At 69.5% G+C, this 18,895-nt stretch carries 14 protein-coding genes, 1 tRNA gene and 1 pseudogene; 4 read left to right on the forward strand and 12 right to left on the reverse strand.

Annotated elements, in window-relative coordinates; translation table 11 throughout:
- The first annotated feature begins 127 nt into the window (after positions 1-127).
- Together ACQP1S_RS28225 and ACQP1S_RS28230 are read left to right on the forward strand one after the other, a co-directional pair.
- Positions 128-874, forward strand: coding sequence for a 2'-5' RNA ligase family protein (locus ACQP1S_RS28225; protein ID WP_432900720.1), 747 nt, complete (start codon positions 128-130; stop codon positions 872-874).
- Complete coding sequence (locus ACQP1S_RS28230; protein ID WP_432900722.1) at positions 864-1,766, forward strand: DMT family transporter; 903 nt, start codon at positions 864-866, stop codon at positions 1,764-1,766. The genes ACQP1S_RS28225 and ACQP1S_RS28230 overlap by 11 nt, the downstream gene beginning before the upstream one ends.
- A gap of 24 nt (positions 1,767-1,790) precedes the next feature.
- Here the strand turns inward: ACQP1S_RS28230 and ACQP1S_RS28235 are convergent.
- The 4 genes and pseudogenes from ACQP1S_RS28235 to ACQP1S_RS28250 form a co-directional block, all read right to left on the reverse strand.
- Positions 1,791-2,392: pseudogene (locus tag ACQP1S_RS28235) on the reverse strand (IS5 family transposase); the annotation flags it as partial.
- Between the two features lie 305 nt (positions 2,393-2,697).
- A complete protein-coding gene (locus tag ACQP1S_RS28240) occupies positions 2,698-4,236 on the reverse strand; it encodes a hypothetical protein (protein WP_432900724.1) in 1,539 nt (512 codons plus the stop codon).
- The gene (locus tag ACQP1S_RS28245; protein ID WP_432900726.1) at positions 4,227-6,623 is read right to left on the reverse strand and encodes an HsdM family class I SAM-dependent methyltransferase; all 2,397 of its coding nucleotides are present in this window, start codon (positions 6,621-6,623) and stop codon (positions 4,227-4,229) included. The genes ACQP1S_RS28240 and ACQP1S_RS28245 overlap by 10 nt, the downstream gene beginning before the upstream one ends.
- Before the next feature lie 710 nt (positions 6,624-7,333).
- A tRNA-Tyr gene (locus ACQP1S_RS28250) sits at positions 7,334-7,417 on the reverse strand.
- Between the two features lie 147 nt (positions 7,418-7,564).
- On the opposite strand from ACQP1S_RS28250, the gene ACQP1S_RS28255 reads away from it, so the two are divergent.
- Positions 7,565-8,059 carry a YajQ family cyclic di-GMP-binding protein gene (locus ACQP1S_RS28255; protein WP_091242112.1) on the forward strand — a complete coding sequence of 165 codons (495 nt, stop codon included), beginning with the start codon at positions 7,565-7,567 and terminating at the stop codon, positions 8,057-8,059.
- 132 nt (positions 8,060-8,191) lie between these two features.
- Here ACQP1S_RS28255 and ACQP1S_RS28260 read toward each other — a convergent pair whose 3' ends face one another.
- The gene (locus ACQP1S_RS28260; RefSeq protein ID WP_432900728.1) at positions 8,192-9,451 is read right to left on the reverse strand and encodes an MFS transporter; all 1,260 of its coding nucleotides are present in this window, start codon (positions 9,449-9,451) and stop codon (positions 8,192-8,194) included.
- Between the two features lie 200 nt (positions 9,452-9,651).
- Here ACQP1S_RS28260 and ACQP1S_RS28265 point away from each other — a divergent pair, with 200 nt between their 5' ends.
- Positions 9,652-10,872, forward strand: a complete 1,221-nt coding sequence (locus ACQP1S_RS28265; protein ID WP_432900730.1) for a hypothetical protein — start codon at positions 9,652-9,654, stop codon at positions 10,870-10,872.
- Between the two features lie 117 nt (positions 10,873-10,989).
- On the opposite strand, the gene htpX is transcribed toward ACQP1S_RS28265, so the two are convergent.
- The 7 genes from htpX to ACQP1S_RS28300 all read right to left on the reverse strand — a co-directional run bounded on the left by htpX (position 10,990) and on the right by ACQP1S_RS28300 (position 18,831).
- Positions 10,990-11,868, reverse strand: a complete 879-nt coding sequence (gene htpX / locus ACQP1S_RS28270) for a zinc metalloprotease HtpX (RefSeq protein WP_357778753.1) — start codon at positions 11,866-11,868, stop codon at positions 10,990-10,992.
- A gap of 198 nt (positions 11,869-12,066) precedes the next feature.
- Positions 12,067-13,575, reverse strand: coding sequence for an NADH-quinone oxidoreductase subunit N (locus ACQP1S_RS28275; RefSeq protein ID WP_432900732.1), 1,509 nt, complete (start codon positions 13,573-13,575; stop codon positions 12,067-12,069).
- Positions 13,576-13,665: 90 nt separating this feature from the next.
- Complete coding sequence (locus ACQP1S_RS28280; protein WP_432900734.1) at positions 13,666-15,195, reverse strand: complex I subunit 4 family protein; 1,530 nt, start codon at positions 15,193-15,195, stop codon at positions 13,666-13,668.
- 114 nt (positions 15,196-15,309) lie between these two features.
- Positions 15,310-17,223 (reverse strand): NADH-quinone oxidoreductase subunit 5 family protein, encoded by a 1,914-nt coding sequence (locus ACQP1S_RS28285; protein ID WP_432900736.1) that lies wholly within the window; start codon positions 17,221-17,223, stop codon positions 15,310-15,312.
- Positions 17,220-17,621: an NADH-quinone oxidoreductase subunit NuoK gene (gene nuoK, locus ACQP1S_RS28290; RefSeq protein WP_432900738.1), complete on the reverse strand. Its 402-nt coding sequence runs from the start codon at positions 17,619-17,621 to the stop codon at positions 17,220-17,222. Before nuoK ends, ACQP1S_RS28285 begins: the two co-directional genes overlap by 4 nt.
- Positions 17,618-18,160: an NADH-quinone oxidoreductase subunit J family protein gene (locus ACQP1S_RS28295; RefSeq protein WP_432900740.1), complete on the reverse strand. Its 543-nt coding sequence runs from the start codon at positions 18,158-18,160 to the stop codon at positions 17,618-17,620. The genes nuoK and ACQP1S_RS28295 overlap by 4 nt, the downstream gene beginning before the upstream one ends.
- A complete protein-coding gene (locus ACQP1S_RS28300; RefSeq protein ID WP_432900742.1) occupies positions 18,157-18,831 on the reverse strand; it encodes a NuoI/complex I 23 kDa subunit family protein in 675 nt (224 codons plus the stop codon). Before ACQP1S_RS28300 ends, ACQP1S_RS28295 begins: the two co-directional genes overlap by 4 nt.
- Positions 18,832-18,895 lie beyond the last annotated feature (64 nt).

Raw genomic sequence — 18,895 nt, forward strand, 5'->3', positions numbered from 1 at the left:
ACCTCTCCCGGGCTGGTGTCGCCCGGGTGCCGGTCTCGTACTGCTGAGGTGTCACCTGTGCGGGGTGACCCTGGTCGCCAATGCCGTGCCGTACCTGTTGTCCCAGCGTCTCTGAGAGGAGTTGGCCGTGGCGCTCGCAGACCTCCCGCCCGGGCAGCACGCCGATCGGGTCCGTGACCACTGGTGGTGGCGACCCGGCTGGCGCGTCGGCCGGCGCTTCTACGCCTTCCACCTCACCTTCGAGGACCAACCCGGGCTGTACCGGCTGGCTGACTGTTACCGGTCGGCACTGACTGCGGTACCTTCCCTGACTCTCATTCCGGATCAGTGGCTGCACCTCACCATGCAGGGCATCGGCTTCACCGACGAGGTTGCCGACGACACACTGGCCGCGATCATCGAGGAGGCCGGGAAGCAGCTCGCCCGCCTGGGTCCGGTCGCTGTCGAGTTCGGTGAGGCCATCGTCGCGGACGAGGCCATCGTCATGCCGGCAACGCCCGCCGATACCGTCCAGGAGCTTCGCGCCACCACCCGGGCTGCCCTCGGTCACGTGCTCGGCGACGAGAACGTCCCCGAAGATCCTCGCCGGTACCGCCCGCACGTCAGCGTCGCCTACCTGACCACCGATGGTCCGGCCGCGCCCTACATCCAGGCCGTCAAGGCGACCGAGCCCCGGCCCGCCGCCGTCCGGATCACCCACGTCGACGTCATCGACATGCACCGAGACCGGCAGATGTACGAATGGTCCTCGATCGCACGGTTGCCGCTTCAGGCTTCTGCACGGCACCACAAGTTCGCGGACACCCTCATTACGCGGCCCGTCATCCCCGCCGACGTGAACGGCCTGAACTACGGGAAGCCCGTTGAGGACTGACCGCCAGCGGGTCTCCCGGGCAGGAATCGCCCGGGTGGCCGGTCTCGCGCTGCTGTGGGGTTCCGGCTTCCTCTGGATCAAACTCGCGTTGCGGGGCTTCAACCCGGTGCAGATCGTGTTCGCCCGGCTCCTGCTCGGCTTCCTGGTCCTGACCCCGATCGCGCTGTCCCGGGGACTTCGCTTTCCGAGGCAGGGGCGGTTGTGGGGTCACCTGTTCGTCGCGGCCCTGGTCGCCAACGCCGTGCCGTACCTGTTGTTCAGCATCGCGGAGGAGACGATCGGGTCGAACGTGGCCGGGGTGCTGAACGCGACCACACCGCTGTGGACGTTGCTGCTGGCGTTCCTCGTCGGCGTCGACCGGGCCGTCACCGTGCAGAAGGCCGCCGGGTTCGCCCTCGGGTTCCTCGGCGTCGTGGTCATCTTCTCGCCGTGGGAATCCGCGAGCGAGATCGCCAGCTGGGGTGGCCTCTCCTGCCTCGCCGCAGCCGCCAGCTATGGACTCGGCTACGTCTACATGGGTCGGTTCCTGACCGGGCGCGGAATCCCGCCGCTCATGCTGTCGGCGGCTCAGCTCGGCGCGGCCACCGTTCTGCTGGTCCCGGCGCTGCCGTTCGCCGGCCTGGAGTCGCCGGTGTGGCGGCTCGACGCGGTGGCGAGCCTGCTCGTCCTCGGGGTGCTCGGCACCGGGGCCGCCTACGTCCTGAACTACCGCATCATCGACGACGAGGGGCCGACCGCCGCGTCGGTGGTCACCTACCTGTTGCCCGTCGTCGCCGTGATCCTCGGCTGGGTGATCCTCCGCGAGGCCGTCACGACCGCGATCGTGGCCGGTATCGCCCTGGTCCTCGCCGGAGTCACCCTGACCAGGAGACGTCCCACCGAAATCGGATAACCCACTTTCAGGCCCGACCAGCCCAGGGGTGATGCCCCTCGCCCGAAGCTGGCGGCGGTAGCAGTCGTAGTCGTAGCCACGGTCGGCGTACAGCCACTGTGGTCGCTGCCGGGACCGTCCACGGATGCCCCTGATGCGGGAGACCCTGTCGACCAGAGGCATGAGCTGGGTGACGTCGTGGCGGTTGCCACCGGTCAGGCTCGCTGCGAGGGGAATGCCGCCCGCGTCGGTGATGACGTGGTGTTTCGAGCCCGGCTTGCGGCGGTCGACCGGACTCGGACCGGTTTTGGGCCGCCCTTGAGCGCCCGGACGTGGGAACCGTCGATCACCGCCCGAGACAGGTCGAGCTGCCCGCTGGCGCGGAGCTTACCGAGCAGAACCTCGTGCAACCGCTGCCAGACACCGGCGTCGTTCCAGTCCCGTAACCTGCGCCAACACGTCATCCCCGAGCCGAAGCCGAGTTCCTGAGGCAGGTACTCCCATGGAATCGCGGTGTAGAGCACGAACAGGATCCCGCAGAGCACCTTGCGGTCATCCAGGGGCTTCCGCCCGGGACAGCGGTACCGGCGAGGCGGACGCGGTGGCAACAGAGCTTCGACCTCGGCCCACAACTCGTCCGAGACGATCCACGGCGGCTGCGCACCCCTCCCCACGTTCAGACAGAACGATCCTCACGTCCGTCCAGTAACGCCCAACCTCATTGAGTTAGGAGTTGTTAGTCGTACAAGAGAGCGTCATACGAGACGGAGGCAAGGTAGAGGAGGTAATCAGAGCATATCGGGTACCCGGGACCGGCCAATAGGGAACAGGCTGCCAGGACTTCGCTACAGCGCGCCATGCGCCCCCTTCAAGGCGCCACACTGGCCCCCGCGCAGCGGGCAACGCCAGACGCGCACAGGCCACTTCCGTCAGTTATGCCTAAGCATCGCCTCTATCGCCAAGCCCGCGTATACAACAGGTCGAAGGTGCTAAGCAGGTACGAGGGGTCCTCAAATTTCGCCACCTTCTCGCCTGACCTCAGAACACCCTCGGCCAAGAGCCGCCGGGTCAGATCTGCGGATGCTTCGCAGAGGATTCTCCGAGCGCGCCGGACAATGGGCTCATACTGCCGCAAAGCTTCCCGGTACGCGCCGGCAACTACCGCTGCCCGGTCAATGACCGCCACCGGAATCGCAACATCTCTAAGATCGGTGGGGCTCAGCTGGGTCTGACCCGTTGCACCGGTCATCAAACTCGTAGTCTGAACCTTCCCCCAAGTACTGTTCAGATAACAGCTGACCGCATCGGCGATCTCCTCGCCACCTCTGACCCTGGAACGGGAAATGTGCGAGTCGACCGTTGCAGGCAAATCACCACGGTAAACGGCCGCCTTCCCTAAGGAGCCATCCCCGTCCATGGCCACGAGCAAGTCGCCGTCATTGATTGGGAATAGGCTAACCGACCTCTCGGTTGTCAGCTTAGCGCTTTCCCAGTTAATCGTGCCGGCTTGGATTGTCGCAGTAGCGATCGCCCGAGGAGTGTCTTCGTCAGCTTCCTCCTCAGCCGTCCAGGTGGGTTGCCTGCCCTTACTAGGCCCACTTAGTAGGAGCGAACCCAGCCGAAATACAGGAACTGCAGAAAGGGACGACCGTACGGCCGAATTCTCAGGGCCATGCCATCGGTTATCGAGGCGAAGCCCTCTAGTGCCAGCGACATCAGCCAACGCAATTCGGGACTGCTGAACTGGGTTTCGCACAGAAGGCGAGAGCGTCAGCCCTGCACACCTAGAGAGAACCTCATCACAGACCTGCGCAAAATCCTCTTCACTCCGATAAATCTCCTCGACCTGCCGAAGCGCTTCCTCGTATCGGCACGCGATCCCCTCCTGCACATCGCCTCCGACAATAGGAATGCGAACGTCAACTAACTGCTCCTGACTCAGGTTATCCTGCCGCTTTCCCGCCGCCAGGGCCGCTGTAAGCAGCCGCCAACCTGGATGACTTAGGACGGCGGCCAGGTAGTTGGGATCCACTTTTGGATCAACCCTGAGACGAATAACGAATCCCGATGGGATTATCGCCGCTCCGCCAACCGCCTGCGTACCGGACCATGCAATGCCGGGCGTGCCAGAGCGGGTAACAAGGATCTCATCTGGCTGGACACCCGCCGACTTATAGTCAATCCTGGTTCCAGCGATACGGTCGCCGACTGTTCTTAACGGAACACAGTTCGACACCCGAAGCGTCGAGGACGAAAGAGCCGCGACGGACGCGTATAGGGCGTCAGTATCGCCTAAATCGTCAGAATAGGCCGATCGCGGGAGGTTTAGGCCGTTGGAAAAACTCGCCATGCTGCCGAGGCGGACGCTCTTCTCAAGCCCGTCCATCAACGGTGCAACCGCCCGCCGAAGGTAATGGAACCTCGGATCGAGACGGGCACCCCCGGACAGCGCAATACCCTCCGCTGTCACCGGGAGTTTCATTAGCGCCATAGCTTCTCCGCCCTAAGAACAGACAAGGCATCGTCGCCTCCGACGCCGATTACGACAGCCCATCCGTCTGCAGCGTCGTTGAGGTTCCTTAGCGCGACGGCCTTTCCCTCTTCGTCCACTACTGGGTTGCCGCCACTGTCCGCCATAACGGCGCGGAACAAGTCGTTACGCCGATCATTCTCGGCGCGCTTGGTTCGCCGATAACCGACCTCACCAACGATAATCCCCGTGTAGTCTGGCGCTCCAATCTCTGCCACTGTACGGCGGAAAGCCAGTACATCCGTGTTGATGGAGGAAGTTGCGGCGAGCGCTTCGGCAGCCCAGGCGACCGTGCCATGCTCCTCAAGCAACTGGCCAACTTCCAACTCTGTGAGCGCCGCGTCCACTGCCAGCCGATGGCTTACGATTTGGCCCTGCGCTCGCTTGCCAGGCTTGACGATTGACTTCGCCGATACTGTTGCGGAGGTCTGAGCCGCTTTCAAGGTGACACTGTGGCGAGTGAAGGCTTCAGTCCAATCTCTTTCCTCCTTGGCAGTCTTCTTTTGGGCGAAGAGGAGACTCGTACGGGTCGGCGTCCAAGGCTGGAAGGAGTGCGATGGCAACGTCACAACTGCGCGAACATGGAAGCGCTCGAACAAAAAGAGCCGGGCCGCAAGGTTTTCCGTTGTCGAAAAGAAGCTCTCGGGGAGAACCGCACCTAGGCGCCCTCCCGGCCTGAGTAGCTGATACCACCTTTCAAGGAACAGATTTTCGCTATTCCGGTCTTGCGCCAGCCTAAAAGCGTTTGAGAGATCGGCTCTAACGTTCGCGTCTAGAGTGATGCTGAAGGGAGGATTGGTGACCACAACGTCGAAGCTCTCGGCAAGTGGCTTGTCATAGACGCCATCCGGGTCGGGATTTGATCGGAATTTCTGTTCACCATGCCTAGAGGCGATGGAGTTCAGAGGTGCCAAGCCATCGTCGTTGAACACGTGGGTATGGCCGTCTCGGTGAAGGACCATGTTGACCTTTGTAGAGATCGCCAGGTCCTCGCGCTTCTCGATGCCATAAATAAAGTCTTTCGCCCACGTGTTGGGCGCCTCCGAGGGAAATTTAAGGGAGAGTTGCTCTCTTACATCGGTATTTCGGTCAAGGAAGGTTGATCGTTGAAGTATGTGCCGGGTAATCGTACGCATAGCCGCAAGAAGGAAGGTCCCACTACCACAAGAGGGATCGATGATGTACGGCAATCTCTCATTGGGATGGGCAGCACTGGCGAGTTTCGCCTCGGCCAGTTGGCCCACTTCCAGGACTTCGAGCATAAACACGGCGATGTTGTAATGCGTAAAGAAGAGGCCCTTGCTTTGCTTGAAGCCTTCTCTCGTAATTCCTTCGAAGAAGGCACCCAGCAAGTCGCCACTTGACCGGCCTGCCTCGGTCAGTGAGATACCTTGAAGAAGTTCGACAACCCATTGGGTCTCTTGCGGAGAGAACAGGGACTCTTCAAGAAGCTCAACGCGCTGCCCATCGCGGCGAATATACCTCTGATACGCTTCGACGTAGCGCCCATTTATTCTCGCTAGAGTCTGCTCTGCCTGTTCTTTCCGGCTCCCCTGATGGAGTACTTGGAATTTGTAAGGCTCTCCTACGTTCGTGACCTTCTCATCGTGAATCTTTGTCAGGAAGAGCCGCACCAACCACGAGTAGATCTGATTATCGTCCCGAGAACCACCCCATAGGCGATCATGCAGTTGCTTTCGAAGTCGGTCAAGCTCAGCACGATCGATACTAGCCCGCAAGGCGCGTGGGCCGCCGGGACTTAGCGGCTCTTGCGTGGGCTCATCGTAGTTAATGGGAAAGTCATCAACATGCGGGCGGCCCGCCGCTTCCCATCTTTCGTAGGTAAGTAGGGGATCGTAAGCGATTGTGACCGTCCTGATTGCAGGCTGCCCGTCGCCCCCCACCTCGACAGTTGCTAGGGAAAGGATTGTCGCTTCTGGCTCACGGCCGCCGGGCGCGAAGAGTTGGCCGCTAATCCGACTATCAGCCTCGTCCCCGAAGTCAGATGGCGCCTTCATCTCGATAAGCGCATAGGCTGCATCTGGTTTGCCGGGACGCGAGACTCTGATGTCAAGCTCGAAGTGACTGTCCCGTCCGAAGCTATAGCGCCTTTCTAACTCAATTGCCTCGGGCGGATAGCTCCCTCGGGTACAGAGCCATGCAACAAAGTATGCACGAGCGGGCTCTTCGTCCCCAACGTAGTCACGGATCGCCTCATGCTGCTTGATCGTGGAGGAGTAGTAAACCTGGCGGACATCGACGTCGAGCTTGACATACTGGCCGTCCGGGTCGAGCTCACGTACCGCTCTGGCAAGCGCTCGCAGGTTATCGGTGCTGAACCTAGACAAGGCGGCTCCAAAGCTGCCGGGGAGGATTGACCTCGTTACCCTAACCGCAGTGGCTAGCGTGGTGAGGGCCCACCTGGGTCGACTTCGCCGGCATGACGCTACGGATCTCCGCACACGACTACCTGGAGCGGATGCAGCGGCATGGCTCTCAGGGGATGCATGCTTGAGCGTTCGTGACCTGTCTGAGGCAAGCGGCAAGCGGCTCCACTGCCGATTTCTTCTGTTCTGGATCAAGGCGCCGCGCTCCGCGCGACGCGGGGCGGTAACCCGGCCGGCGGCAAGCCGCCCCGGCCGCCTTCGGCGCCGGGGCGGAGAGCCACCGACTACCGCCGGACCGCCGCCCCCAAGAGCAGCACGATCACGGCCAGGCGGTACGGAAGCCGAACGAGTCGACCTGGTCGAGGGTCGGGGCTTCCGACTGCCGCACCAGTCCAACGCCGGGACTGGCTTGCCCCCGGCCCACCTCCCGCGGCCAACTACAGCCCCAACGCGAAGCCCTCAGCCGGTCGCTACCCGCACGGCCCGCGCCAGCCCTGAAGCACCAGCGGCACCAGCAGTCACGTCCTCAGAGGAGCCCTCAGCGGCAAGATCGACCCGCCCACCATCTGCCCACAACCAGTCGTCAACGGCTGGACTCAGCCGGACTCCGCTAGATCAACGACAACGGCCCCCGATCAGCATTTCTGCTGGTCAGGGGCCGTTGGTGCACCTGGTGGCGGGTAGAGGATTCGAACCTCTGTAGCTTTCGCGACGGATTTACAGTCCGCTCCCATTGGCCGCTCGGGCAACCCGCCAGGGCACACCACCGCGTCGCAACGCGGCAGCGGAGCAAGAATAGCGGTCACCCCCGGGGTCATGGCAACCGGGTACCGTCAGAGGGTCGTGGGGCTGGTCAGCGCCGCGACGACCCTGACAGACCGCCGGACAGCAGGAGCATCAGCATGGCAGCGAACCCGTCGTTCGACATCGTGAGCAAGGTCGACCGGCAGGAGGTCGACAACGCCCTTCGCCAGACGGAGAAGGAGCTTGCCCAGCGGTTCGACTTCCGTGGCACCGGCGCCGAGATCTCCTGGTCGGGAGAGGAGGCGATCAGCCTCCAGGCGGAGACCGAGGAGCGGGTCGCCGCCGCGCTCGACGTGTTCAAGGAGAAGCTGGTCAAGCGGAACATCTCGTTGAAGTCACTGGACGCGGGCGACCCCCGGTCCTCGGGCAAGATCTTCAAGATCGACGCCAAGGTGATCCAGGGCATCGAGTCCGAGAAGGCCAAGGCGATCAGCAAGAAGATCCGCGACGAGGGCCCGAAGGGCGTCCAGGCGCAGATCCAGGGCGACCAGCTCCGGGTCACCGGCAAGAAGAAGGACGACCTCCAGGCCGTCATCACGCTGCTCAAGGGCGAGGACTTCGGGGTGGCCCTCCAGTTCACCAACTACCGCTGACCCGGTAGGCAGGCACCACCCACCCGGGCGGTCGTCCCCCGACGGGGACGGCCGCCCGACGCGCGCCCGAAAGACACAGGGGTGCGTACCACCAGGGAACGGCGCGAGGCGCGTACCCCCAAAGGGGCACCGTCAGACGGTGACGGGGTGTTCGGCGCGGGTGGCGGCGGCTTCGGCGCGGGCGATCGGGCCGCCGGGCAGTGCCGCGACGGCGGCTCCGACGCCGACCGCCCCGGCGGCGAAGAGGAACGCCCAGGGCACCCCGCCGGCGTGGTCGACGATCAGGCCGGCGACCGCGCCGCCGGCCGCGCTCGCCGCCACCGACATGGTCACCACCCAGGTGTACGCCTCGTTCAGCATGCCGGTCGGGGTGATCCGCCCGACCAGGGTGTTCTCCAGGGTCAGCGCGGGGGCGATGGTGGCCCCGCCGATCACCAGGGCGATGCCGAGCGACACCGGGCCGGGCATCACCGCGAAGATCGCCAGGGTGCCGGCCACCGCCGCGAGCAACCAGGCGAACTGGCGGGTCATGTTGGCCGCCGGGCGGCGTACCCCGAACCAGAAACCACCCACGGCGCTGCCCACCCCCCAGACGGCGAGCAGCAGGCCGGCCAGGCTCTGTGGGTCGTCGGTGGGCTGGTTGCCGGCGAACGCCGGCACGATCACCCCGGCCGCGCCGAACGCGATGCCGAGGCTCGCCACGCAGACCAGCAGCGCCGGGAAGCCACCCACCCGCAGCGGGCCGAGGCCCCGGGCGTGGTGCTCACGCGAGTGGGGCCGCCAGGCGCGCATCACCCGGCCCAGCGCCACCCCGCCGGTGCCGACCAGGGTCACCACCGCCGCGCCGAACAGTGCGGCGGCGGCATCGGCCAGCAGGACGAAGGCGGCCACCAGCAGCGGGCCGAGCACGAAGACGACCTCGAACAGCGACGTCTCGGCGGCCAGTGCCGTGTTGCGCAGCGGGTAACGGCCGGTCGCCGGGCCAGTCAGGTCGTTCCAGGCGCCCCGGATCGCGGCGGTCAGCGGCGGGTAGGTGGCCCCGGCCAGCCCTGCCGCCAGATAGATCAGGCGTACGTCGGCATCATCGGCGCGGCTCGCCCCGAGCAGCCCCAACAGGGCCAGCGGGTGCGCCACGGCGGTGACCAGCAGCACCGGGGTGGGGCCGACCCGGTCGGCGATCCGGCCGGCGACCGGGCTGAGCGCGGCACCGGACAGGGCGTAGATGCCGCCGGCCACGGCGGCGAGGGAGTACCGGCCGGTGACCTGCTCCACGACCAGGAGCAGCGCCAGCGGGGTCATCCCGATGCCGAGGCGACCGACGACACCGAGGAGCAGCAGTAGCGGTGCGCCGGGAATCCGCCAGACGCCCAGGTACTGGCGCAGTGCGGCCACGGTGGCACCTCCCAGGAGACGATCACGTAACGACTCAGAACCCTGTAGACCCTAACGCCGCAGGTCGCTCCGGGAATGGTCGATTCACTCACACCCGGGGTCACTCACCCGGTGGCGGTGAGGGGGTAACTTGCTGATCGACCCAGATACATACACCGCTGGATCGCCCCCCCGACGCCGTAGGAGGTCCGGCCGACCTGATGACCGACGCCGACGAGCGGCTCTCGCCGACACCCGGTTACCGGGCCCTGTTCCGCCACCCGGTGGCATCCCGACTGGTCACCGCCCGGGGCATCTCCGAGCTGGGCGACTTCGTGGGGCTGGCCGCGCTGCTGCTGCTCGCGTACGACCAGACGCAGTCGGTCCTCGGGCCGGCCGCCGTGTACGCCGCCCGTGCCCTGCCCGCCCTGCTGGTCGCCACGGTGTTCAGCGGCTGGCTGGACGTGCCGGCCCGCCGTACCCTGCTGGTCTGGCTCTCGGTGGCCGGCGCGGTGCTGATCGCGGTCCCCCTCGCGGTGCCCCGGCCGGTGCCGGCGATCATCGCGGCGGGGCTGCTCGGCGCGGTCCGGGCCGCCTACTCCAGCGTCAACGTGGCGGTCGCCGCCGAGGCGGTGGACGCCCCGCTGCGGCTGCCGCTGTTCGGCCTGTCCGCCTTCGCCAACCAGGCCGGCCAGGTGATCGGCCTGGTCGCCGGGGCGAGCATCACCGTGGCGCTCGGCCCCCGGGTGGCGCTCCTGATCGACCTGGTCTCGTTCCTGGTCGCGGCGCTGGTGCTGGCCGGGCTGCCGACCGGGCAGCAGCGGCGGCGCGGGCCACGCCCACCGGCCACCGCCGGCATCCGGACCATCGCCGGGCACCCGGTGCTGCGCGGCGTCGCCCTGCTCACCCTCGCCACGGTGGTCTCCGGCGCGCTGCCCGAGACCCTCACCCCGGACCTCGCCGACGGGGCCTGGCGGCCCGTGGTGCTGGCCTCCTCGGCGCTGGGCGGCGCGATCTTCGTGCTGGTGCTGGGCCGGGGCACCTGGCTGGGCCGGTTGACCGGGCAGGTCACCGTGGCCGCCGCCCTGGCCGGGGCGCTGCTGCTGGCCGCCCTGCTGGTCGCCACGCACGCCCCGGTCTGGGCGCTGGCCTGCGCCAACGCGCTGATCGGCGCGGGCGGCGGTTGGCTGATCGGCGCGCAGGCCACCTTTGCCCGGCTGGCCCCGGTGGAACGGATGGGGCAGGTGGAGGCGACCATCGTGGCCGCCAACATCGTCGTCGCCGGCTGCGGGATCTTCCTGCTCGGCTCGGCCGCCGCGCTGTTCGGACCCGCCGTCGCCTACCTGCTGGCCGGGGTGCTGCTGCTGGTCGTGGTGCTGCTGACCCGCCCCGACCAGTTGCCGGCCGACGCCGGCCCGCAACCGACCGGTTCCCCGCACTGACGGCTCCGGCGGCCCGGCTCGCGGCGGAGGCACCGCGCCGGACCACTGACGCAGACGACCACGCCCGCGTCCGGGACGGGGACGCGGGCGCGGGCGCGGGTCGGGTCTCGCTCGGGGTCAGCGCTGGAACTGCACCGGGCCGGAGTTGCGGGCCATCTGCTCCAGCCGGGCCACCCGCTCCTCCATCCGGGGGTGGGTGGAGAAGAGCGCGGCGATGCCGCCACCCCGCTTGAACGGGTTGTCGATCATCAGGTGGGCGGTGCTGGTCAGCTGGCCCTGCGCGGGCAGCGGCCGGGCCTGGGTCCCCACGTGGATCTTGCGGAGGGCGCTGGCCAGGGCCAACGGGTCCCGGGTGAGCTGCGCGCCCGAGGCGTCCGCCTGGAACTCCCGGCTCCGGCTGATCGCCAACTGGATCACGGTGGCCGCGATCGGGCCGAGGATGATGGTGAGCAGCAGCACCGCCGGGTTCGGGCCGTCCTCGTCGTTGCTCCCGCCCAGCGGGATGAAGAACGCCAGGTTCGCCAGCATGGTGATGATGCCGGCCAGCCCGGCCGCCACGCTGGAGATCAGGATGTCCCGGTTGTAGACGTGGGACAGCTCGTGACCGATCACCCCGCGCAGCTCGCGGTAGTCGAGGATCTCGGTGATCCCGTGGGTGACGCAGACCGCCGCGTTGGCCGGGTTACGACCGGTCGCGAACGCGTTGGGCTGCGCGGTGGGGCTGACGTACAGCCGGGGCATCGGCTGCCCGGCCTCGGTGGCCAGCTCACGGACCATCCGGTACAGCTCGGGGAACTGGGCCTCGCTGACCGGTTGCGCCTTCATCGAGCGCAATGCCAGCTTGTCGGACCAGAAGTAGGTCACACCGTTCATCAGCAACGAGACGACGACGGCGATGACGAGGCCGCCGCTCCCACCGAACCAGTAGCCGACCGCGAGGATCAGCGAGGTCAGCAGGCCCAGCAGCGCTGCGGTCTTCAGACGGTTGTGATGCACGATCGCTCCTTCGGTGCGCGGGTCGCGCGGGACCCGCTGACCGGTACAACGTCACCGGTACCCGTCAACCATCCAGCTCATGACTGGCAGTTGACTGACAGAAGCTGGAAACCCGCTGAACGGACCGGACACCGGTGACGACCCGGGACACCAGGTCAGGGGCCGCCCGACGCGCCGGGTTGCCGCTTCGCTGCCGACTCAGCGGGAGGCGAGGTCCAGCACCAGTTGGGGGGCGAAGCCGATCACCACGGCCAGCGCGGTCGCCCCGGCCAGCGCCACGGTGACCGGCCAGGCCGCCCGACCGGGCACCGCGCCGAGGGTCGGCGTGGTCGGCTCACCGGCGGGGGCCGGGTCGGTCGGCAACGGGGTCGGATCGGCATAAAGAGTGGCGGCGAGGCGCAGGTAGTAGGCCAGGCCGATGACCGCGTTCAGCGCCACCACCAGGGCCAGCCAGCCGGCACCGCCGTCCAGCACCGCCCGGACCACTGTCACCTTGGCGAACAACCCCGCCAGCCCGGGTGGCAGGCCGGCCAGCCCGACCAGGGCCAACGCGAACGCCGCCCCGGCCCAGGGCCGCCGCCGGGCCGCCCCGCGCAGGTCCGCCACCGTGCCACCGTCCGCACCCGCCGGACGCAACGCCACCAGCGCCGCGAACGCCGCCAACTCCACCACCACGAAGAAGACCGCGTACGCCACCGCGGCGGCGTACGCGCCGGCCCGGACGTCGTCGGCCCGGCCGGCGGTCAACGCCAGCACCCCCAGCGGAGCCAGGATGTAGCCCGCCTGGGCCACCGACGACCAGGCGAGCAACCGGACGGTACGCCGCTGGCGCAGCGCCACCAGGTTGCCCACGGTCATGGTGAGCACCGCCAGCAGGGCCAGCACCGGGCCGGTCACCTCGGCCGGCAGCGCCCGTTGCACCACCGCCAGCAGAGCCACCACCCCGCCCAGCTTCGACGCGGTGGACAGATAGGCCGCCACCGGCAGCGGCGCCCCGTCATAGGTGGCCGGGGCCCAGGCGTGGAACGGCACCGCGGCGACCTTGAAGGCCAGCCCGAGCACCACCAGCGCCACCGCCGCCGGGATCAACGGCAGGTCGGGCGCATCGGCCAGCAGCCCGCCGAGCCGGTCCAGGTGCAGGCCGCCGGTCGCCGCATAGAGCAGGGCCGCGCCGAGCAGGGTGACCGTGGTGGCCACCACGCTCACCACGAAGAAGGTGACCGCCGCCTCGGCGCTGGCCAGGCTGCCCCGGCGCAGGCCCACCAGCACGTACAACGGCAGGGTCAGGGTCTCCAGGGCGACGATCAGGGTGATCAGGTCGCCGGCCGCGCCCAGCACCACCCCACCGGTCATCGCGCAGGCCAGCAGGAAGCAGTACTCACCGACCGGCGTCGGGCCGCCCCGCAGCAGTGGACCCGAGAGCCCGAGCACGCCCAGGGTGAGCAGGGCGAAGACCCCGGCGATCAGAGCCGCCCGGCCGTCGAACACCCACGAGCAGTCGGCACCCACACAGAACGTCCGCCGGGTGCCGGCCGCGCCGACCACCACCGCGCCGACCCCGGTGGCGACGACGCCCGCGCAGGCCACGGCCACCGTCGCGCCCGCCCGGCCGACCAGCAGATCCGCCAGCAGCACGAGTACGGCGGTGCCGGCCGCCAGGTACGCCGGCAGCAACGCCACGTTGTCGACGCTCTGCACCAGACTCACCGGTACCCACCTCCGTTCGCGACTGCGGGACTCACCGAACCGACCTTCCGTTCGCGACTGCGGGGCTCCGCTGCGCTGCACTCCTCGCGCTCACCGGAGCACCGCCACCAGGGCGTCCACCGGGCCGGTGGCGTAGCCGAGCACCAGGGTCGGCACCAGGCCGACGGCGAGGGCGAGCAGGACCAGCGGGACCCAGGCGGTCAGCTCCACCCCGGCCAGGCCGGGGGTGAACCGGCCGACGACCGGGCTCGGCCGGCCGTGGGTGACCCGGCGCAGCAACCGCAGGAAGTACGCGGCGGTGAGCGCCCCGCCGACCGCCGCCAGCACCGCCAGCGTGGTCCACAGCGGCCCGCCCCGCTCGACGGCGGCGATCACGGCGAACGCCTCACCCCAGAAACCCGCCAACCCGGGCAGGCCGAGCGAGGCGACCGCCGCGAAGCCGAGCAGGCCGGCCAGTCGGGGCGCGGTCTCCCGCAGCCCGGACAGCTCGGCCAGCGCCCCGGTGTGGGCCCGGTCCTTGACCGCCCCGGCGAGGAAGAACAGCAGCCCGGTGATCACCCCGTGCGCCACGTTGCCGATCAGCGCCGCCTGGATGCCGGTGGCGGTCAGCGTCGCCACCCCGAGCAGCACGAACCCCATGTGCCCGACGCTGGAGTAGGCGATCAGCCGCTTCAGGTCCTCCTGGGCCAGGCAGACCAGCGAGCCGACCAGGATCGCCGCGACGGCCAGCACCCCGAGGACCGGCGCGGCCCAGCGGGCGCCCTCCGGGGCCACCCCGACCGCGACCCGGATCAGGCCGTACGTGCCCATCTTGAGCAGCACCCCGGCAAGGATGACGCTGCCGACGGTGGGGGCCTGGGTGTGCGCATCGGGCAGCCAGGAGTGCAGTGGCCAGAGCGGGGCCTTCACCGCGAACGCCAGCCCGAGCAGGGTGAACGCGGCCAACTGGGTGCCCCGGGACAGTCCCGCCCCACCGGTCAGCGCCACGATGTCGGCGGTGCCGGCGGCGGCCACCACCACGAACACGCCGACCAGCAGCAGCACCGAGCCGAAGAGCGTGTAGAGAGCGAACTTGCGGGCCGCCGCCCGGGCCGCGTCGCGCGCCGGCAGGTCGACGCCGGTGCCGCCCCAGCCGGCGATGATCGCGTACATCGGCAGCAGGACGACCTCGAAGAAGACGAAGAAGAGCACCAGGTCGAGCGCGAGGAAGGTGCCGAGGATGCCCACCTCGACCACCAGCAGCAGCGCCACCAGGGCCCGGCCGCTGCCCCGGCCCTCGGGCACCCGGCGCACGGTGTAACCGCAGCAGAGCAGGGTGAGCAGTGCGGTGAGCACCACCAGCGGCCAGGAGATGCCGTCCACCCCGAGGTGGAAGCGCAGGTCGAGGCCGGGCACCCAGGGCAGGTCGACCTGGTGCCACGGCTGCACGGCGGGGGCCGGGCCGTAGCCGAACCAGCCGTGGTCGCCGAGCACCAGCAGCACCGCCCCGACCAGGGTCAGCCCGGCGACCGCCGTACCCAGCAGCCGGGCCGCCCGCTCCCCGGGCAGCACGGCGACCAGCGCCGCCCCCACCGCCGGCAGCGCCAGCACCGCGACCAGCAACACCTGCCCCAAGCTCACCGGATTGGCCTTTCGCTCGCGACTGCGGGGCTCCGCTGCGCTGCACTCCTCGCGCTCACCGGATCGGCCTTTCACTCGCGACTGCGGGGCTCCGCCGCGCTGCACTCCTCGCGCTCATGAGGAGACTCCGATCAGGGCGGCGGCCAGGCCGATCAGCAGGGCGCCGGCCAGCACCGCCGCCGTCGCCCGGGGCAGTGCCGCCCGGTGCAGCGCGGCCAGCCCGGCACCGAGCGTGGAGGTGCCCCGGCCGATCCCCTCGACCAGCCCGTCCACCCCCACCTCGTCGCCGGTGCGCGTCACCCGGGCGAGCGCCGTCGTGGGGCGTACCACGAGGGTGTGCTGGAGGTCGTCGAGGCGGAAGGCCCGGGCGAACACCGGGCGCAGCGGACCCAGCGCGCGGGCCGGGTCGGCGGCCGGGTCCCGTCGCCAGCCGGCCCAGGCCAGGCCCGCCCCGGCCAGCAGGAGCACGAGCGGCAGCAGCACCGCCGGGGCCAGGTGGAACAGTTCGACGTCGGCGGCGGTGCCCCGCAGCCGGTCGGCGAACGGCGGCCAGAACGCCGCCAGCCCGAGCAGTGCCGCCGGGACGGCCAGCAGCAGCACCGGCCAGCGCATCAGGGCCGGCGGGTCGTGCGGGTGCAGCAGCGGCAGCCGGGGCGCGCCGAAGAAGGCGCGCAGCAGCAGGCGGGTGGCGTACGCGGCGGTCAGCAGCACCCCGAGCAGCCCGGTCAGCCAGACCAGCCAGCCCACCCAGGCCGGGGCGGGACCGGTGCCGTCGAGCGCGGCCGACTCGGCGGCGGCGAGCACCCCGTCCTTGCTCCAGAAGCCGGACAGCGGTGGCACCCCGGCCAGCGCGCCGAGGCCGACCAGGGTGCACCAGAAGGTGACCGGCATGCTGCGGCGCAACCCACCCATCCGGGACAGCAGGGTGGTGCCGACGGCGTGGATCACCGCACCGGCGGCGAGGAACAGCAGCGCCTTGAACGCGGCGTGGGTGAGCAGGTGGAACAGCGCGGCGGCCGGGGCGCCGACGGCGAGCGCGCCGGTCATATAGCCGAGCTGGGAGACCGTCGACCAGGCGAGCACCCGTTTCAGGTCGTCCTGGGCGGTGGCGGCGAGCGCGCCGAGCAGCAGGGTGATCGAGGCCAGCACCCCGAGCACCGCCAGCGCCACCGGGGCCCGGGTGAACAGCGGGTAGAGCCGGGTCACCGCGTACACCCCGGCGGCGACCATCGTCGCGGCGTGGATCAGCGCGGAGATCGGGGTCGGGCCGGCCATCGCGTCCGGCAGCCAGGTGTGCAGCGGGAACTGGGCGCTCTTGCCGGCCACCCCGGCGAGCAGCAGCAGGCAGGCGGCGGTCAGCGTGCCGGTGGCATGGTCGTGGGCGAGCACGTCGGCGATCCGGAAGCTGCCGGCCGAGACGCCGAGCAGCGCGATGCCGAGCAGGAAACCGACGTCACCCACCCGGGTGACCAGGAACGCCTTCATCGCGGCGGCCGGCGCCTCGGGCAGCCGGCGGTCGTGCGCGATCAGCAGATAGGAGCAGAGGCCCATCACCTCCCAGCCGACCAGCAGCAGGATCAGGTCCCCGCTGACCACCACCAGCAGCATCGCGGCGGTGAACAGGCTGATCTGCGCGGCGTAGGGCGGATAGCGGTGGTCCACCTCGACGTCGTCGTGCGGGCCGCGCCGCAGGTAGGCCACCGAGTAGACCTGCACCGCCAGCGCCACCGCCGACACCGCGACCGCGACCAGCGCGGCGACGCCGTCCAGCCGGACCCCGAGGGTGACCCGCAGCCCACCGAGGTCGATCCAGCTGGTGCTGGTCTCGACCGGGTCGCCGACCCGGACCAGCAGCAGCACCGCGACCAGCAACGCGCCGGCAGCGCCGGCCACCCCCAGCCCGATCGCCGCCCGCCGGGCCACGTCCCGCCCGCCGGTCGCGCCCTTCGACGCCGGCGGCAGCAGCAACCCGAGCAACCCGGCAACCAGGGGTACGGCCGGCAGCGCCGCCCCGAGCACCCCGGTCACCGGCCGACCTCCGCCCGGCCCCCGGCCGACCCGGTGCCCGCGTCGCCGCCCGACCCGACCCCTGCCCGGCCGCCGCCCAGCCGGTCGTCGGTCGGCTCGGTCAGCGGCACGTCGTCCACGGTGACACTGGCCCGCAGCCGGTAGAGCTGGAGCACGATGGCCAGCCCGACCCCGATCTCGGCGGCGGCCAGCACGATCACGAAGAGCGCGAAGACCTGCCCGGAGTGCGGCAGCACCGCCCGCACGGTGGTGTCGGCGGTGACCAGGATCAGGTTGACCGCGTTGAGCATCAACTCCACCGCCATCAGCACCAGCACCGCGTTGCGCCGCCGCAGCACGCCGTAGACGCCGAGGCCGAACAGCAGCGCGGCGGTGACGTACGGGATGACCGGCCTCACCGGACCACCTTCATTCGCGACGACGACGCGGCGGTGTCGGGGCGGCGGCCGATGTCCGGGCGGGACAGGATGATCGCGCCGACCAGGGCGGCCAGCAGCAGCACCGACAGCACCTCGAACGGCAGCACCCAGGAGCGGAACACCTGCTCGCCGATGCCCTCGGCGGTGCCCGCCGCCGGCAGCTCCGCCGTCGACCAGCGGAACGCGTCGACCAGCAGCGCGGCCAGACCCAGCCCGACGCCGCCGCCGATCAGCGCAGCCGGCCAGCCCGGCCGGTCCAGGTCGTCGGAGGCCCCGATCGGGGCCCGGGTCAGCATCACCGCGAACAGCAACAGCACCACCACCGCGCCCACGTAGATCAACACCTGCACCCAGGCGACCAGCTCGGCGGTGAGCACCAGGTAGTCGCCGGCCAGCGCGCCCAGGCAGAGCACCAGATAGAGGCCGGCCCGGACCAGGTGCTTCGTGGCGACCACCAGCACCCCCGACCCGACCGCCACCGCGCCCAGGGCGAGCAGCAGCACGTCCGCACCGGTCACCGGGGGGCACCTCCGTCGCCGGCAGAACCGGGCTCGGGGGCGGGGCCGGGCTCCGGGCTCTGAGCGGGCGCGGGGCCGGGCTCGGGGGCGGTGCGGGGGGCGGCGGGGGCGGGCTCGGGGCGTACCACGGTGGGGCGGGCGGCGGAGCTGGTCGGGGCGGCGGCCTTGCGCGCGGCGGTGGTCTCCTCCTTCGCCGGCTCACCGTGCGGGTCGTGCGCGGGCGGCGGCGGCACGGTGGCCATCCACTGGCCGAGGTGGTCCTTGTCGTGCAGCAGGTCCTTGATGTCGTACTCGGCGTACTCGAACTCCGGCGACCAGTAGAGGGCGTCGAACGGGCAGACCTCGATGCAGATGCCGCAGTACATGCAGAGCGAGAAGTCGATGTCGAACTTGTCGAGGACGTTGCGCTGGCGGGGGCGGGCCGCGCCGGCCACCGCCACTTCCTCCTTGTGCGAGTCGATGTAGATGCACCAGTCGGGGCACTCCCGGGCGCAGAGCATGCAGACCGTGCAGTTCTCGGTCAGCAGCGCGATCACGCCCCGGGAGCGGGGTGGCAGCTCGGGGGCGACGTCCGGGTACTGCTGGGTGGTCGACCGGCGGGTCATCGTCTTCAACGTGACCGCCAGCCCCTTCACCAGCCCCTCGCCGGGAATGCCGCTGCGCTCGCTCACGACATCGCCTCGCTGCGCTCGCTCATGGGGTCATCCTGCCCTGTGGCCCCGGCGTGCGCGACCA

This window comes from Micromonospora matsumotoense (assembly GCF_050951065.1).
Taxonomy (GTDB): Bacteria; Actinomycetota; Actinomycetes; order Mycobacteriales; family Micromonosporaceae; genus Micromonospora; species Micromonospora matsumotoensis.

Bases quoted from the DNA above. Each gene is read 5' to 3' on its own strand.
- ACQP1S_RS28255 (WP_091242112.1), top strand. From the start codon at position 7,565: ATGGCAGCGAACCCGTCGTTCGACATCGTGAGCAAGGTCGACCGGCAG.
- ACQP1S_RS28240 (WP_432900724.1), bottom strand. From the start codon at position 4,236: ATGGCGCTAATGAAACTCCCGGTGACAGCGGAGGGTATTGCGCTGTCC.
- ACQP1S_RS28265 (WP_432900730.1), top strand. From the start codon at position 9,652: ATGACCGACGCCGACGAGCGGCTCTCGCCGACACCCGGTTACCGGGCC.